Consider the following 15,928-nt stretch of genomic DNA (forward strand, 5'->3'; position numbering starts at 1 on the left):
GTGAAGCGGTCTGACAGTGGGGCGTACATCGTTCAGCTCGATGACGCGCCCGTGGCGGAGTATGGCGGGGACATCGCCGGACTGCCTGCCACGCGTGTGTTGCCGGGTGGGAAGCTCAGCAAGACGGCCAGCCAGGTCGTCGGGTACGTCAAGCACCTGGCTGAGGAGCGCGAGCAAGTCCTGAAGGCAGTGCCCGGGGTGAAGAAGCTTTACGACTACAGCTACACGTACTCCGGTTTCTCCGCGCAGATGTCGTACGACGAAGCCGTCAAGCTGGCCAAGTCGTCCGGAGTGAAGAGCGTGGAGCCGAACGAGGTCCAGAAGCAGGACACCGTCGACACACCGCGCTTCCTGGGGATGGACAGCGCGTGGAAGCAGGCCGGTGGGGTGGACAAGGCCGGCGACGGCGTGATCATCGGCGTCATCGACTCGGGCTTCGTCCCCGAGCGGGCCAGCTTCGCGCCGATGACGACCAGCAAGCGGTCGGACGCGATCGTCGCCAAGAAGTGGAAGGGCACCTGCCAGGCCGGCGAGGAGGCGCCCGTCACGTGCAACAACAAGGTGATCGGCGCGCGGTACTTCGACAAGGGCATCGGCAGCCGCCCGATCGCGGCGGAGTTCAGGTCGCCGCGGGACTACGGCGGTCACGGCACCCACACGGCCAGTACGGCGGGCGGCAACCACGGCGTCGAGATGAGCATCATGGGCCGGGACTACGGCAAGGGTTCCGGCATCGCCCCGCACGCACGGCTGGCGATCTACAAGGTGCTGTGGGCCGTCGATCAGAGCGGTGGCGGCACCGGCACCGACGCGGACATCGTGGCCGGCATCGACGCCGCGGTCGCCGACGGCGTGGATGTGATCAACTACTCGGTCTCCGGCTCCGGCTCGACGTACGTGAACGCCACCGGCCTGGCGTTCCTGCGGGCCGCGAAGGCAGGCGTGTTCGTGGCGACGAGCGCCGGCAACACCGGCCCGGGCGAGTCCACCGTCGGCAAGAACTACCCCTGGGTCACGACGGTTGCCAACGGCACCCATGACCGCGACATCCAGACCACCGTCAAGTTTGGCGACGGCAAGTCCTACATCGGCGCGGGCATCGGCGCCGGTACGCCGTCAGCGCCTGTGATTCTGGCCAAGGACGCCGGGAACGAGAGCAGTCTGTGCCAGCCCGGCACACTCGACCCAGCCAAGGTCAAGGGCAAGATCGTGGTCTGCGACCGCGGTGTGAACGACCGAGTCGACAAGAGCGCGCAGGTGAAGAAGGCCGGCGGCGTCGGCATGATCCTCGTCAACGTCACCCCGGGCACGCTGGACGCCGACCTGCACACGGTCCCGACCGTGCACCTCGACGACAAGGTGGCGCCCGTAGTCAAGGCGTACGTCGGCGGTACGGCGAACCCGACCGCCACGATCGGCCCGGGTACGCCGGTCCGCGTGACCGCTCCGAAGGTCGCGACCTCGTCCAGCCGCGGTCCATCCGCGGCCGGCAACGGCGACCTGCTCAAGCCCGACATCATGGCGCCGGGCACCAATGTGCTGGCCGCCACGAGCGCGTTCAGCGCGGCCGGTGGCGAGTACGCGTTCATGAGCGGTACGTCGATGGCGTCGCCACACATCGCCGGCGCCGCGGCTGTGCTGAAGGGCAGGCACCCGGACTGGTCCCCGATGGCGATCAAGTCGGCGCTGCTGACCACCGGCACCGATCAGGACACCAGCGGCAAACCGATCCGGAACGAGTCGGGCTCGGAGGCCAACCCGTTCGGGTACGGCGCCGGCCTGGTGCAACCGAAGAAGGCGATGGACCCCGGCCTGGTCTACGACTCGACGTACGCCGACTGGGCCAAGTTCGTCTGCGGCTCGGGTCAGGTGCCGGTGACGCACGAGCTGTGTGCGGGCGGCAAGATCGACCCGAGCGACCTGAATTACCCGACGATCGCGGTCGGCGACCTGGCCGGCAAGCAGACCGTCACTCGCATGGTGAAGAACGTCGGCCAACTGCCGGAGGTGTACATCCCCAAGGTGGAGGGCCTCAAGGGAGTCAAGGTGACCGTCACACCGCGCCTCCTGATCACGCTGCCCGGCCACACGGCGACGTACAAAGTCACCTTTGAGAACACGGGTGCGCCGCTCGAGCAGTACTCGTTCGGCAAGCTGACCTGGAAGTCGAACCAGCATGCGGTGACCAGCACGCTCGCGATCAAGCCGCTCACGGTCAAGGCGCCAACGCAGGTCACGGCGACCGGCACCAGCGGCTCAACAAGCGTGCCGATCACTGCGGGCTACACGGGCACGCTCACCACGACGTCGGCCGGCCTGATGCCGGCGACCACCGCCGAGGCCGGCCTGAAGAACCCGGGCGGGGTGTCGTTCCCGACCGCGAACCCGCAGGTCAACGACCACGTCGCCAAGTTCACCGTGAACATCCAGGCCGGTGTGAAGTACGCCCGGTTCTCGACGTTCGACGCGGACCACCCGGCCGGCACCGACCTCGACGTCTTCGTCTACCAGGCGGGGACGAAGACTCTGCTCGGCAGCAGCACCGGCGGCACGGCCGAGGAGCAGGTCAACCTCCCAGCACCCGCCGGCGGCGCGGTCGATGTGTACGTCGATCTGTTCGCCGGAGCCAATGCGCAGCAGGTGAAGCTCGACCACTGGGAGCTGCAGAACCCCGAGGCCAACCTCACGGTCACCCCGGCGGCTCAACCCGTCGAGGTGGCAGGCGAGACCACTGTCACCGCCCAGTGGTCCGGCCTGACCGCCGGCACCCGCTACCTGGGCTACTTGCAGTACTCCGGGGGCTCCGCCGCGACCGTCCTCCGCGTGGACAGCTGACCGCGCCCCCGAGCACAGAACATCGGCTCAGCGCGCAACCAGCGTGCTGAGCCGATGTCTGGGGATCAGGGCTGTACCAGGGCGACGATCTCGTTGGACTTGGCGCTCACGAGCTGCTTGCACTCGCCGGTCGCGACGCCGCACCGGAAGATCCTCTGGGACTCATCGACCAGGATCACGTTGGCCGGGTCCTCGAACACCCCGCCGTCGGCCAGCACGGACTTGGCCGGGAGCTTCAGCTCGGTGGCCTTCCCGGTGGCGATGTCGACGGCGATCCCGGTGCTGAGGGCCATCGTCGCTCCGTCCGGCGACAGCGCCACGTACGGCGCGCGCTGGGTCGCGATCTCGAAGCAGTATTCACGCTTCACCTCGAGTCCGGGCGTTCCCAGCGTGGCGGCCTTGGCGCAGGCCTTCTGGCTGCCGGTGCTGCTCAACAGCACGACCGTGCCGCTGCTGCGCACCACCTCCAGCTCACCATCGAGGTTCCCGACCGTCCGTGCGTCCTTCGTACCGGGCTGCCACACGGTCACCGGCCGGGCGCCCGGGGAGTGCGGGTTCATCCAGATGCCGTCCTTGTTCCAGCCGACGAGCTCGAGGTTCGGAGTCCGGACGGTGATGCTCGACACCTCCTTGCCGTCCTCGAGGTTGACGACGACCACGCGGCCGGTCTTCTCGCCGTACGTCGAGAGCGCGACGGCGATCTGGCGTCCGTCGGGCGAGACCATGGGGCTGATGGCGCCGAGCGGTCCGATCGGCCGGATCTTGCCGGCCGGCGACACGACAGCGGCCTGGGCCTTCTTCGGATCGGGGTAGCCCGTGTCGACGAGCCAGCCGCCACCGACCCGCGCCCGGACGTCGCCCTTCACCCCCGGGTTCTGGACGGTCCGGCCGCGGTCGTGGAGGACGGCCCACCAGGTGTCGAGCGGGTTGCCGGGGTTGTTCTGGACGGTGACCGCGTACGGGATCGAAGGCGCCTGGGTCGACGCCGCGCCGGTGGCCGGAAGGCCGGACACGGACGGCTGGTGGTCGGACAGGCCGCGGAAGAACGGTACGGCCAGGAGCAGCGCGGCGGCGATGCCGGCGGCGGCCAGGGCCATCGGCGCCCAGCGCCGGGTCGAGCTGCCGGTGCTGTCCAGCTCCAGGCCCGGGCCTTGAGCGGAGCCAGGCACACTGCTGGCTTCGGCGTGCAGATAATCGCGCAGGCGGGTTTCGGTGTCGTTCATCGGACTTCCTCAAGCTTCTGGGTCAGGGCCGTGAGGCCGCGGGAGGCGGTCGCCCGGGCGGTGGACGGGCTGATCCCGAGGATCTGGGCGATCTCGTCGAACGGGAGGTCGAGGTAGTAGCGCAGTACGAGCACCTCCCGGCTGCGGGCAGGCAACGCCTGCAGTGCGCGTCTGACCTGCAGCCGGTCCTCACCGAGTACGGCGGTGTTCTCGGCGGAGTCGTGTGGTTCCTGATGCGGCGGGGTGTAGAGCTGCGCTGTCCGGCGACGGCGCAGTACCGAGCGGCAGCGGTTCACCACAGTGGTCCGCAGCCACCCCAGCGCCTTCGTTGTCCCGGAGGGGCCAGTGCCGATACAGGTCGGTGAAGGCCTCCTGTACGGCGTCCTCGGCCGCGGGCCGGTCGCTCACCACCAGCACGGCCAGGCGGACCAGCCCGGCCCAGTGCCGGCTGTAGAGCTCCGACACCGCGGTTCGCGCGTCGTCGTGCGCCAGAGACCGGACCGGACCTCTGATACTCACCATTGAATTCGTCACACCCAAGAGACGCGCAACGCGCCGAAACGCTGCGTCTAGGCGAGACGCTCCCGGACCCAGTCCAGGTGGATCAGGGCGTGCTTGCGTTGCCACTCCCGGATGGTCGGCAGCCCGGGCGGGGCCGGCTGGAACGCGCCCCACCACAGACCGCCCGCGACGGCCGCGAGGAAGCCGGTGATGGCCACGTCATCCGAGAGCGGCGGCAGCGTGACCGACTCGCGCATGTCCGCCTGCAGGATGACCTCGTCGGTCCAGGACGGGGCCAAGGCGGCGTGTGCCCAGTCGATGAAGACCACGCGGTCGTCGGTGAGGATGATGTTGTCGGCCCGCAGATCCCAGTGCGACAGCGCCTTGCCCTCCGCCAACGCCCGCAGCCCGGTCCGGGCAAGCTCCGCCAGCTCGTCCTCGCGTCCAGCCACCCAGTCGGGTACGTCGAGCCCGTCCGCGATGACGGAGTCCCAGCGGCTCAGGAACTCCTCACTCCGTACGGCGGCGACCGGAGCGTCCGGCCACGGCGAAGGATCGAGTGCTGCGGTCAGCTCGGCGAGGGCGTCCAAGACGCGGTCGGCCTCGTGCTGTTCCCAGGGGTGGGACGGCAGCCAGCCCTCGATGTCCTCCAGGAGCAGCCCGACCCAGTCGCCGTCGTCGTACACGTCGTACAGCGCCGGAGCCGTCGGCAACGGGCCGACGCCCTGGACCGCGGCGATCTCGTTGCGGAACAGCGTCGGAGTCTTCGGGTTGAGCGACGTACCGACGGTCTTGACGAAGGCGCGGCGGCCGGACGCGGTCACCAGGCGGGCGGCGACGCCGGGGGAGAATCCACCCTGCTGGGTCGTGGCGGACACCACCACTGACCCGAGCGCGCGTTCCACCCACGCCCGCACACCGGCGGGCACCTCCTCGAAGGGCAACCGGACCCCAGCAGCGTGCGCCATGCCCACAAACGGTAGGTTGCCCAGCCCCGGACCGCTCGCGATTTTCGAATCCGCTGGCCCCGCATGGGATGATTGACCGATTGTCCGTCACCCGAGCTGAACTGGATCCCCTCCGTGCCCGCTGGCCCCACGACCGTGCCTCAGCCGGGTCGTACCGACCCGTCGCTGATCCGGAACTTCTGCATCATCGCCCACATCGACCACGGCAAGTCGACGCTGGCCGACCGGATGCTGCAGATCACCGGGGTGGTCGACGACCGCTCGATGCGGGCGCAGTACCTGGACCGGATGGACATCGAGCGCGAGCGCGGCATCACGATCAAGTCGCAGGCGGTCCGGCTGCCGTTCACGCCCGGGCCGGACTCCCCGGGTGGCCTGCTCGCCCCGGACGGTACGACGTACATCCTGAACATGATCGACACCCCCGGGCACGTGGACTTCACCTACGAGGTGTCGCGGTCGCTGGAGGCGTGTGAGGGCGCGGTGCTGCTGGTCGACGCCGCGCAGGGCATCGAGGCGCAGACGCTGGCGAACCTGTACCTCGCGCTGAATGCGGACCTGCACATCATCCCGGTGCTGAACAAGATCGACCTGCCCAGCGCGCAGCCGGAGAAGTACGCCGCTGAGTTGGCCCACATCATCGGCTGCGACCCGTCCGACGTACTCAAGGTGTCGGCGAAGACCGGCGAGGGCGTCGAGGAGCTGCTCAGCGAGATCGTCGCGCAGGTCGAGCCGCCGAAGGGCGTCAAGGACGCGCCGCCGCGGGCCCTGATCTTCGACTCGGTCTACGACACCTACCGCGGCGTGGTCACCTACGTCCGGGTGGTCGACGGCGAGCTGACCCACCGCGACCGGATCAAGATGATGTCGACCGGCGCGGTGCACGAGATGCTCGAGGTCGGGGTGATCTCGCCGGAGCCGATGAAGACGCCGAGTATCGGTGTGGGTGAGGTCGGTTACCTGATCACCGGCGTGAAGGACGTCCGCCAGTCCCGGGTCGGTGACACCGTCACCGCGGCCGTGCACGGTGCGACCGAAGCGCTCGGCGGCTACAAGCACCCGCAGCCGATGGTGTACTCCGGCCTGTTCCCGATTGACGGCGACGACTACCCGACACTGCGGGACGCGCTGGAGCGGCTGCAGCTGAACGACGCGGCCCTGCAGTACGAGCCGGAGACCTCGGGCGCGCTCGGGTTCGGGTTCCGCTGCGGATTCCTCGGCCTGCTGCACATGGAGATCGTCCGCGAGCGGCTCGAGCGTGAGTTCGACCTCGACCTGATCTCCACCGCGCCGAACGTCGTCTACCGGGTCGAGATGGAGGACGGCAAGGAGCACGTCGTCACCAACCCGAGCGAGTTCCCCGAGGGCAAGATCGCCGAGATCTACGAGCCGGTGGTGAAGGCGACCATCCTCAGCCCGAAGGACTTCATCGGCGTGATCATGGAGCTGTGCCAGGCCAAGCGGGGCAACCTGCAGGGCATGGACTACCTGTCCGAGGACCGGGTCGAGCTCCGTTACACCTTGCCGCTGGCCGAGATCGTCTTCGACTTCTTCGACCAGCTGAAGTCGAAGACCAAGGGCTACGCGTCGCTCGACTACGAGCCGACCGGTGAGCAGGCCGCCGCCCTGGTCAAGGTGGACATTCTGCTGCAGGGCGAGACGGTCGACGCGTTCTCGGCGATCGTGCACCGCGACAACGCGTACTCGTACGGCGTCGCGCTGGCCGGCAAGCTGAAGGAACTGATCCCCAGGCAGCAGTTCGAGGTGCCGATCCAGGCCGCGATCGGGTCCCGCATCATCGCCCGCGAGTCGATCCGGGCGATGCGCAAGGACGTGCTGGCCAAGTGCTACGGCGGTGACATCACCCGTAAGCGCAAGCTGCTGGAGAAGCAGAAGGAAGGCAAGAAGCGGATGAAGATGGTCGGCCGGGTCGAGGTGCCGCAGGAGGCCTTCATCGCCGCTCTGCGCACCACCGACACCGGGGAGAAGGCCAAGAAGTAGTGCCGGTCGACATCCCCGCCGGGTTGCTGGTCGTCGCGTCGCGCGGTCAGGACTGGGCGGACTGGCTCGATCGCCTGCCCCGGTTGACCCGCGAGCTGCTCGACGAATGGCAGTTGCGCGTCGACGGTACGTCGGCGTACGGGAACTGTGCTCTGGTCGTCCCGGTGACCACGGCGGACGGGCAGCGCGCCGTACTGAAGGTGCAGTTCCCGCACTGGGAGGCGGAGACCGAGCATCTCGCGCTGCGGGCCTGGGCCGGGAATGGCGTGGTCCAGTTGTTGCGGGCCGATCCGCGGCGGTTCGCGCTGCTGCTCGAGCGGCTGGAACCGCGGGATCTGACCACCATCGATGCCCTCGACGCCTGCGAGATCGTTGGCAGCACCTACAAGCGGCTGCATGTCCCGGCCGGCCCGCAGTTCCGCACGTTGTCAGGTGAGTTGAAGCGGTGGCTCGAGCGGTTCCGGCAGTTGCCGGCCTCGGCTCCGGTGCCGCATCGGTACGTCGAGCAGGCGATCGCGCTGTCCGAGGACTTCGTCGCGGACCCGGCGACCGACGGCCGGCTGATCCACACCGACCTGCACTACGAGAATATGCTGGCGGCAGAACGCGAGCCCTGGCTGGTGATCGACCCGAAGCCGTTGTCCGGCGACCCGCACTTCGAGGTCGCGCCGCTGATCTGGAACCGCTGGGACGAAGTCGTTGCCTCCGGCGACCTTCGGTTCGCGGTCAAACAGCGTTTCTACACGGCGATCGACGCTGCCGGCCTGGACGAGGAGCGCGCCCGCGACTGGGTGATCGTCCGGCAGATGCTCAATGTCTTGTGGACGTTGGAGGACGCCGACGAATCGTTGCCCCAGGACTGGCTCACCCGCAACATCGCCATCGTGAAGGCCATCCAGGATTAGAAATTCGGTGGAGACCGCAGGCCGGGCGAGGGAGTATGCCCGGTATGCGGGTGCTGACGGTCAACGTGGTGGAGAAGCTCATTCCGGGTCCGAAGGAGACCGGTCTCACCGCCATCGACAAGCGACCGCAAGCGGGTCGAGTACAGGTCGGTGAGCTCGGGCTCGCCGGTGACCGGGTGTGCGACACCAAGAACCACGGCGGCCCCGACCTGGCGATCTACGCGTACGCCGACGAGGACGCGAACTGGTGGTCCGCCCAATTGGGCCGCGAGATCCCGACCGGCCTGTTCGGTGAGAACCTGCGCACCGAGGGCCTCGACATCACCGGCGCGTTGCTGGGCGAGACCTGGCGGATCGGTGCCGAGGTCGAGGTGATGGTCCGGGCGCCGCGGATCCCGTGCATCACGTTCCAGCACAGGATGCAGGAGCCGCACTGGGTCAAGCGATTCCACCAAGCCGGCCGTCCGGGCGCCTATCTGAAGGTACTGCGGACCGGATCGATCGGTGCCGGTGATCCGGTCGAGGTCCTGAGCCGGCCGGACCACGAGGTCACCATCGGCCTCATGTTCGGCCAGCAGGAGCCCGCGAAGATGCAGCGGATGCTGGACTCCGACGTCGACCTGATGGATGAGCTCCGCGAGACCGCGCAGCGCGTGGCGGCGCGCGCATGAGCGGCCTGCTGCCCGCACCTGGACCGCTTCGCCCGCTCGCACTGGCCACCCTGCTCAGCCGGGTCGGCAACGGGCTGCTGATGACGGTCAGCGTGCTGTACTTCACCCGGATCGTCGGATTGTCGATCGCACAGGTTGGTCTCGGGCTCACCGTCGCCGGGCTGTTCGGTCTCCTGTCGGCGGTGCCGATGGGGCATCTGGCCGACCGCCGTGGTCCGCGCACCCTGTTCGTCATCCTGAGCCTCATGCTCTGCGCGGTGTCGCTGCTCTATCTGCTGGTGGACACCTTCTGGCAGTTCCTGATCGTGTCGATCGTGCTGACTGCCTTCGACCGGGGAGCGGGAGCCGTCCGCGGCGCACTGATCGCCGCCATCACGCAAGGTGCGGGCCGGGTTGCTGCCCGCGCGTACCTGCGGGCCGTGACCAACATCGGCATCATGGCCGGCGCCGGAATCGGTGCGTTCGCCCTGCACTTCGACACGGCTACGGCGTACCGGCTGATGTTCGTGCTCGATGCGGTGCTCAGTGCGATCGCGGCGTTCGTCGTACTGGCTGTGCCTGCTGTCGCACCGCTTGAACGAAGCGACGACGGTCCGGTCTGGGTCGCCCTGCGCGATCGTGGGTATCTCGCGGTCGCCGCGCTGAACGCCGCGATGTCGATCCACTACGCCATCTTCGACGTCGCGATCCCGCTCTGGGTGGTCGACCACACCGAGGCGCCGCGCTGGATGGTCGCCCTGACGCTCATCATCAACACCGTGGTGGTCGCGCTCTTCCAGGTCCGGTCCTCGCGCGGGATCTCGGATCTGACCACGGCCGCGCGGGCCACCCGCACCGCCGGACTGTTGCTCCTGGCATCGATGGTCCTGTTCGCCGGCGCCTCCTGGGGCAACGCCGCCGTCGCGGTCGGCCTGCTCGCCCTAGGTGCTCTGGTCCAGGTGGCGGGCGAACTCCTGCAGTCGTCCGGTTCGTTCCTGCTCGGCTTCGAACTGGCCGCCGAGCACGCCCAAGGCCAGTACCAAGGCGTCTGGAACACCAGCATGTCCATCAGCACGATGGTCGCCCCAACCATCCTGGCCCTCCTCCCTCTATGCCTCGGTGTCCCCGGCTGGATCATCCTCGGCGTCTGGTTCGCCGCGGCCGGCATCCTCTTCGTCCCCGTAGTCCGCTGGGCCGGCGCTCGCCGTACGGCTCAGTTGGTCAGGTAGTCGTGGATCGTGGCGGTTGCTTCGATGCAGCGCCAGGTCCGGTCCTCGAGGGTCTCGAGGCGGTCGTGCAGCGCGCGTCGGACCTGATCGGGGCGGCCTTGTGAGAGCTCGTCCAGGACGTCTCGGATCACGTCGAACGGCTGGCCGACGTCCCGCAACAACGCAACGACTGTCAACCGCCTCAACTGCTCCGGGCTGTAGATCCGGTAGGCCGTGGACGCCTCGCGCTCGGGCTGCAGTAGCCCTTGCTGCTCCCAGAACCGCACCGCGGACGGCCTGACGCCAGCCATTGCGGCAGCTTCCGTGATCCGGAGACGGCGGGTCCGCAGATGCGAGGTGGTCGGGCGAAGAGCCGACTCGATCGCGTCGAGTGCGGCCTGCGTACGGACGCGCTGATGGTCCAGAGCGCCGTGGCTCGCGTTGACCAGATCGAGCGCCGCCGTCCGATCACCGGCGTGGATCGCGCGCATGACGTCGAGGGCGGGCAGCCAGCCGTAGCCGGCGATGACGATGCGCGCGACCCGCAAGGCCTCGACGTGTACGTCGGTGTAGCGGCGGTACCCGTTCGGTCCACGCTCGGCCGGTGGCAGGAAGCCGACCTTCTCGTAGGTCCGGATCTGCGTGACCCCCAGCCCGGCCAGCCGCGCCAGGTCGATCGGGCGCAAGTACTGCTTCGAGCGCAGACGAAGGCTTCTAGCCTCCTCACCGGCGGCTTCACGCACGGGATTCCTCCCAACCCTTCAGCTTGCATCAGCTTTCTAGGTTGAGCCTATGAGTCTTGACGAGGCGAGGACAGTGTGGGTCGACCGGCTGGGGATGCGGTATCGCGCACCGGTCCGACCGGCGGGTCTGAGGGCGGCGCTCCGCTCGGTGGTACGACGCGAGTACCGCGAGATCGACGCGGTGACCCACCTGACCTTCGGGCTGGACGCCGGCGAGGTGGTCGGGTTCCTCGGCCCGAACGGCGCCGGGAAGACCACGACCCTGAAGATCCTCGCCGGCATCCTGCATCCCACCAGCGGCGACGTTCGGGTGCTCGGTTGCGTCCCCTGGCAACGGCGCCGGAGCTACCTGCGGACGATCGCTTTGATCCGCGGGAGCCAGCCCATCGGCGGACCCGCAGAGCTGACGGTCATGGACTCGCTCCGCTATCAGCAACTGCTCTACGAGGTCCCGCGCGACGACTTCCGCACTGCCGTGGACGAACTCGTCGACCTGCTCGACATCAGCGAGCTGCTGCCGCGGCAGGTGCGGGCGCTGAGCCTCGGGGAGCGGATGCGTGCAGGCCTTGCGATGGCCATGGTCTACCGGCCGAAGGTCCTGTTCCTCGACGAACCGACCTTGGGACTCGACGTCTCGGCCGCCGCGACGCTCCGCCGGTTCGTCGCGCAGTACGCCGCCCGGACCGGGGCAACGATCCTGCTGACCAGCCACTACATGGCTGATGTGGAGGCGTTGTGCCGCCGGGTCATCCTGATCGACCACGGCCGTATCCGGTACGACGGCGACCTCGGCGCGCTGAGCATGACCCTGGCACCGGACCTCGTGGATCCGACGCTGGACGTCGTACTGGACCGGTTGTATCGGGACGGGGCGCGGTGACCGCGCACACCCTTCGGCTGCTGCGGGCGGGGATCTGGCGCAGCTCGGTGGAGTGGTGGAGCTACCGGAGCTTCGTGATCACTCTGGTGGCCGGCCAGACGGTGACGCCGTTGCTCGGTCTTTTCGTCTGGTCCTCGGCCGTCCCCGGCAGCAGCGGCATCACGACGTACTACGTTGTCCTCCTGGCTGTTCAACTGGTGACGGTCTCGTTCGAGCATCACACGCTGGCGAACGCCATCTACGGCGGTGAGTTCGCCGCCGAACTGGTGAAGCCGCGACCGGTGGTGCTCGACCTCCTGGCCACCAACCTCGCGCTGCGGTTCTGGCATCTGCTCTTCGGCCTACCGGTCATCGTGATCGTCGGTGTGCTCGCCGGGGTGTCCTTGCGAGCGCGAGATCTGCTGCTGGCGTTGCCTGCCGTCGTACTGGCGGCGGCCTTGCGTTTCGTCTTCACCTACACGCTGGCGCTGTCGGCCGTGTGGATGCAGCGTGCGCACGGCGCTGTCGGAGTGGGGGAGACGTTGATCTTCCTGCTGGGTGGGACCGCGGCGCCTCTGACCTACCTGGTCGGTCCGCTCCGGGAGATCGGCGCGATCCTGCCGTTCTGGTCGATGCTGGGCGCTCCGGCCGAGGTTGCCGCCGGCAACATCCGCGAACCGCTCCAGATCTACGCGACCCAGGCCGGCTGGCTGGTCACCTTCATCGTGATCGCCGTCATCGTCTGGCGGCGGGCCGTCCGTCGCTTCACTGCCTTCGGAGGATAGGTGTTCAGGCTCATCAGGCTCTTCGGCGCGCTGTTCTCGCTGTCGCTGCGACGCACGCTGGCATTCCGCGCGGACATGTTCTTCGAATTCGTCACCACCTGCATCGGCGCTGCCGCCTCGCTCACAGCGCTCGGCATGGTCTTCAGCCGCACGGACTCGCTCGGCGGTTGGTCGGCAGGTGAGGCGACAGTGTTGCTCGGCACCTTCCAGATCGTCACCGGACTTCGCAGTACCTTCGTCGAACCGAACCTGGCGTGGTTCGGCGGTCAGGTGAAGAACGGACAGTTCGACGCCGTGCTGCTGCAGCCCGCGCCGGCGATCTTCCTGGCGAGCTTCGGATCCTTTGCGCCGTTGGCGTTGATCCAGGTCGGAGTCGGCCTGTGCATCGTGGTCAGCGGGATCGTGCAAGCGGGCCTGACAATCACTGCGACCGGGGTGCTCGGCTGGCTCGTGGTGGTGGCCGCGGCGACCGTCGTCATGTGGGCGACGCGATTGATGCTGGCGTCCGTGGTCTTCTGGGCGTTCGGTCTCGACCTCGACGTGCTGTACGACGCGGTCTGGCAGTTCGCTCGCTATCCGGTGTCGATCTACAGCCCGGTGCTGCGGATCGCCTTCACCTACGCGCTGCCCGTCGCCTTGATCGCCACCGTGCCGGTCGAGGCGCTGACGAGAAGGGCTGGAGGTGTCGTGGGAGCGGTCGCCGTTGCCGGTGCCGCGGGCGGCGTCGCCTGGTTGATCTGGCGCCGCGGACTCCGCCGTTACACCAGCGCCACGAGCTAGCTGGTCGGTTCCATGTAGCCGAGGGCTGCGGAGATTTTGCGGGCGGCTTCGATGGCGGCGGGAGCCATGAGGGCCACTTGGGCGATGGATTGCTCGAGGGACAGGGTGGAGATGCTGACGGCGGCGATCGCCGTGCCGGTGTGGTCGTGGATGACCGAGGCGACGCAGCGGATGCCCGGCTCGTTCTCCTCGTCGTCCAGGGCGTAGCCGCGGGTGCGGACCTGGGCGAGGTCGGCCTTGAGCGCGGCCGCGGTGGTGTGGGTCAGGGGAGTGCGCGCGGGAAGGCCGGTGCGGGTGATGTGCGCGTCGAGGGCCTCGTCGTCCTTCTCGGCGAGCAGTGCCTTGCCGATGCCGGTGCAGTGCAGCCAGAACGCCTTGCCGACCCGAGACGGCATCCGGTACGGCTTCGGGCCATCGAGACGTGCGACGTAGATCGCCTCGTCACCGTTGAGCAGGCCGACATGGACCGTGCAGCGGGTCTGGGCAACGAGATCCGCGAGGACCGGGCGTGCGACGGTGGCGAGGTCGACGTTGGTGAGGGCGTGACCGGCCAGCCGGAGCGCCTTCGGTCCTGGGTGGTACGAGCCGTCCTCCGCCTGGGCGACGAACTCGTGCTCCACCAGCGACGCCATGATCCGGTGCACCGTCGACTTGGCCAGACCGGTGGCGTTCACGACGTCGGTGAAGCGCGAGTGCTCCAGTACGGCGTCCAGCACCATCAGCGTCTTGTCGATGGCCGAGGGCGAACTCATGCCGGTCATCCTGCCACTCCTCACGTCACCTACCGGGCCAGCCAGCCACCGTCGACCGCGAGCACGTGCCCGTTGACGTAGTCGGCCGCCGCCGAGGCCAGGAAGACCGCGGCGCCGACCAGGTCCTCCGCCCGCCCCCAGCGGCCGGCCGGGATGCGCTCCCGGATGGCGGCGTCGCGGGCAGGGTCCGCGCGCAGCTCGGTGGTGTTGTCGGTACTGATGTAGCCGGGTGCGATCGCGTTCACCTGAACCCCGGCCGGACCCCATTCGTTGGCCAGTGCCCGGGTCAGTCCCGCGACCGCGTGCTTACTGGCAGTGTAGGCCGGAACCCTGACCCCGCCCTGGAAACTCAGCAGCGAGGCGATCGTGACGATCTTGCCGGTACGCCGTTCGGCCATCGCGGCACCGATCGGCCGGGTCACCGCCCAGGTCGAGTTGAGGTTCACGTCGATCACCTGCCGCCAGTCGGCGGTGCTGGTCTCGCCCGCCGGCCCGCGCCGGATCGTGCCCGCATTGTTGACCAGGATGTCGATCCGCCGCGTCCGCGCCAGCTCGACCGCGGTCGCCTCGACCGCATCCGGATCGGCGAAGTCGGCGATCATGACCGTCGCCTCACCGCCGCCGTTCTGCTTGATCGCTTCGAGCGTGTCCTCGAGCGCCGCATCGCGCGCCATCAGGATCAGCTCGGCGCCGGCCGCGGCGTACCCAGCCGCGATCGCCGCCCCGATACCCCGCCGGGCTCCGGTGACGAGCGCCGTACGCCCGCGAAGGCTGAACGGGTCAGCCGTCACCGCAGGTCCCGGACGTCGACGCCGTCCATGTCCCCGAACGCCTGGTTCTCGCCCGCCATCGCCCACACGAAGCTGTACGACGAGGTGCCGGCGCCGGAGTGGATCGACCAGCTGGGCGAGATGATCGCCTGGCGGTCCGCGACCAGCAGGTGCCGGGTCTCGTCGGGTTCGCCGAGCAGGTGGACGATCCGCTCGGTCTCGGGCAGGCCGAAGTACAAATAGCACTCGGTACGACGGTCGTGGGTGTGCGCGGGCATCGTGTTCCAGGTGCTTCCGGCGTGCAGCGTGGTGACGCCGAGCACGATCTGGCAGCTGCGGACGCCGTCGGCGTGGATGTACTGGTCGATCGTGCGTCGGTTCGCGGTCTGCTGGTCGCCGAGCTCGAGGCGGTTGCCTTCACCGGGATTGACCAACCTGGTCGGGAACTCGGTGTGGGCGGCGGCCGAGAAGATGTAGAACGCCGCGTCCGAGCCCTCGAAGACGACCTCGCGAACCCCGCGACCGGCGTACAGGCAGGCTCCGGTCGGCAGCTCGTACTTGGTGCCGTCCGCGGTGACCGTGCCCGGGCCGCCGACGTTGACGATGCCGGCCTCGCGGCGTTCGAGGAAGTAATCGCTGCGCAGTTCCGGCCAGGTGCCGAGCGTCAGCGGACCGTTCGCGGGGCGGGCGCCGGCCAGCACGATCCGGTCGTGGTGAGTGAGCACCGCGGTGACCGTGCCGGGCGTGAACAGGTCGTCGACGAGGTAGTGCGAGCGCAGGGCGGCGGTGTCGAAGCCGGGCACCTGATCGGGGTGGGTGGCATGCCTGATCTGAAGGGGCGGCTGAGCATTCACGGAACAAGGTTCTAATTGACGGAACTTCCTGTCAACCGTGGAACAGGACAGGCAAAGGTTCCGGGTTCCGTATCTTGACACTCAGTTCTGTTCA

General features: G+C 68.5%; 15 protein-coding genes. 8 read left to right on the top strand and 7 right to left on the bottom strand.

Going from position 1 to position 15,928, the window contains the following annotated elements; genetic code table 11:
* The gene (locus E0H73_RS00865) at positions 1–2,835 is read left to right on the top strand and encodes a S8 family peptidase (protein WP_238163738.1); all 2,835 of its coding nucleotides are present in this window, start codon (positions 1–3) and stop codon (positions 2,833–2,835) included.
* Positions 2,836–2,900: 65 nt separating this feature from the next.
* Here E0H73_RS00865 and E0H73_RS00870 read toward each other — a convergent pair whose 3' ends face one another.
* From E0H73_RS00870 to E0H73_RS00885, 3 genes are all read right to left on the bottom strand, one after another.
* Positions 2,901–4,058, bottom strand: a complete 1,158-nt coding sequence (locus E0H73_RS00870) for a hypothetical protein (RefSeq protein ID WP_131349971.1) — start codon at positions 4,056–4,058, stop codon at positions 2,901–2,903.
* Positions 4,055–4,354, bottom strand: a complete 300-nt coding sequence (locus E0H73_RS00875) for an RNA polymerase sigma factor (protein ID WP_202867152.1) — start codon at positions 4,352–4,354, stop codon at positions 4,055–4,057. Before E0H73_RS00875 ends, E0H73_RS00870 begins: the two co-directional genes overlap by 4 nt.
* A 273-nt stretch (positions 4,355–4,627) precedes the next feature.
* Positions 4,628–5,527 carry a protein kinase family protein gene (locus tag E0H73_RS00885; protein WP_131349977.1) on the bottom strand — a complete coding sequence of 300 codons (900 nt, stop codon included), beginning with the start codon at positions 5,525–5,527 and terminating at the stop codon, positions 4,628–4,630.
* A gap of 114 nt (positions 5,528–5,641) precedes the next feature.
* Between E0H73_RS00885 and lepA the strand changes: the two genes are divergently transcribed.
* The 4 genes from lepA to E0H73_RS00905 are packed head-to-tail and all read left to right on the top strand — an operon-like array spanning position 5,642 to position 10,312.
* Complete coding sequence (gene lepA, locus E0H73_RS00890) at positions 5,642–7,528, top strand: translation elongation factor 4 (RefSeq protein ID WP_202867154.1); 1,887 nt, start codon at positions 5,642–5,644, stop codon at positions 7,526–7,528.
* Positions 7,528–8,433: an aminoglycoside phosphotransferase family protein gene (locus E0H73_RS00895; protein WP_131349979.1), complete on the top strand. Its 906-nt coding sequence runs from the start codon at positions 7,528–7,530 to the stop codon at positions 8,431–8,433. Before lepA ends, E0H73_RS00895 begins: the two co-directional genes overlap by 1 nt.
* A gap of 44 nt (positions 8,434–8,477) precedes the next feature.
* On the top strand, positions 8,478–9,104 hold the full coding sequence (locus E0H73_RS00900) for an MOSC domain-containing protein (RefSeq protein ID WP_131349981.1): 627 nt from the start codon (positions 8,478–8,480) through the stop codon (positions 9,102–9,104).
* Positions 9,101–10,312, top strand: a complete 1,212-nt coding sequence (locus E0H73_RS00905) for an MFS transporter (protein ID WP_131349983.1) — start codon at positions 9,101–9,103, stop codon at positions 10,310–10,312. Before E0H73_RS00900 ends, E0H73_RS00905 begins: the two co-directional genes overlap by 4 nt.
* Here E0H73_RS00905 and E0H73_RS47870 read toward each other — a convergent pair.
* Positions 10,297–11,034 (bottom strand): MerR family transcriptional regulator, encoded by a 738-nt coding sequence (locus tag E0H73_RS47870; RefSeq protein ID WP_131349985.1) that lies wholly within the window; start codon positions 11,032–11,034, stop codon positions 10,297–10,299. The two genes, E0H73_RS00905 and E0H73_RS47870, sit on opposite strands and share 16 nt — an antisense overlap.
* A 49-nt stretch (positions 11,035–11,083) precedes the next feature.
* Between E0H73_RS47870 and E0H73_RS00915 the strand changes: the two genes are divergently transcribed.
* The 3 genes from E0H73_RS00915 to E0H73_RS00925 are packed head-to-tail and all read left to right on the top strand — an operon-like array spanning position 11,084 to position 13,458.
* A complete protein-coding gene (locus E0H73_RS00915) occupies positions 11,084–11,914 on the top strand; it encodes an ABC transporter ATP-binding protein (RefSeq protein WP_131349987.1) in 831 nt (276 codons plus the stop codon).
* The gene (locus tag E0H73_RS00920) at positions 11,911–12,678 is read left to right on the top strand and encodes an ABC-2 family transporter protein (protein WP_131349989.1); all 768 of its coding nucleotides are present in this window, start codon (positions 11,911–11,913) and stop codon (positions 12,676–12,678) included. The genes E0H73_RS00915 and E0H73_RS00920 overlap by 4 nt, the downstream gene beginning before the upstream one ends.
* Positions 12,679–13,458, top strand: a complete 780-nt coding sequence (locus E0H73_RS00925; protein WP_131349991.1) for an ABC transporter permease — start codon at positions 12,679–12,681, stop codon at positions 13,456–13,458. It begins immediately after the preceding gene.
* On the opposite strand, the gene E0H73_RS00930 is transcribed toward E0H73_RS00925, so the two are convergent.
* Genes E0H73_RS00930 through kduI form a run of 3 tightly spaced genes read right to left on the bottom strand, consistent with a single transcriptional unit; the run spans position 13,455 to position 15,834 of the window.
* A complete protein-coding gene (locus E0H73_RS00930) occupies positions 13,455–14,210 on the bottom strand; it encodes an IclR family transcriptional regulator (RefSeq protein ID WP_131349993.1) in 756 nt (251 codons plus the stop codon). The two genes, E0H73_RS00925 and E0H73_RS00930, sit on opposite strands and share 4 nt — an antisense overlap.
* A gap of 29 nt (positions 14,211–14,239) precedes the next feature.
* Entirely contained in the window at positions 14,240–15,001 is a 762-nt protein-coding gene (locus tag E0H73_RS00935; RefSeq protein ID WP_131349995.1) for an SDR family oxidoreductase, read from the bottom strand.
* Positions 14,998–15,834, bottom strand: coding sequence for a 5-dehydro-4-deoxy-D-glucuronate isomerase (gene kduI, locus E0H73_RS00940; protein ID WP_131349997.1), 837 nt, complete (start codon positions 15,832–15,834; stop codon positions 14,998–15,000). Before kduI ends, E0H73_RS00935 begins: the two co-directional genes overlap by 4 nt.
* Between the last annotated feature and the right edge of the window lie 94 nt (positions 15,835–15,928).

It is taken from the genome of Kribbella pittospori, assembly GCF_004331465.1.
GTDB lineage: Bacteria > Actinomycetota > Actinomycetes > Propionibacteriales > Kribbellaceae > Kribbella > Kribbella pittospori.

Coding starts and splice junctions, on each gene's coding strand:
- E0H73_RS00870 (WP_131349971.1), bottom strand. CDS start 4,058: ATGAACGACACCGAAACCCGCCTGCGCGATTATCTGCACGCCGAAGCC.
- E0H73_RS00905 (WP_131349983.1), top strand. CDS start 9,101: ATGAGCGGCCTGCTGCCCGCACCTGGACCGCTTCGCCCGCTCGCACTG.
- E0H73_RS00900 (WP_131349981.1), top strand. CDS start 8,478: ATGCGGGTGCTGACGGTCAACGTGGTGGAGAAGCTCATTCCGGGTCCG.
- E0H73_RS00930 (WP_131349993.1), bottom strand. CDS start 14,210: ATGAGTTCGCCCTCGGCCATCGACAAGACGCTGATGGTGCTGGACGCC.
- E0H73_RS00915 (WP_131349987.1), top strand. CDS start 11,084: ATGAGTCTTGACGAGGCGAGGACAGTGTGGGTCGACCGGCTGGGGATG.
- E0H73_RS00885 (WP_131349977.1), bottom strand. CDS start 5,527: ATGGCGCACGCTGCTGGGGTCCGGTTGCCCTTCGAGGAGGTGCCCGCC.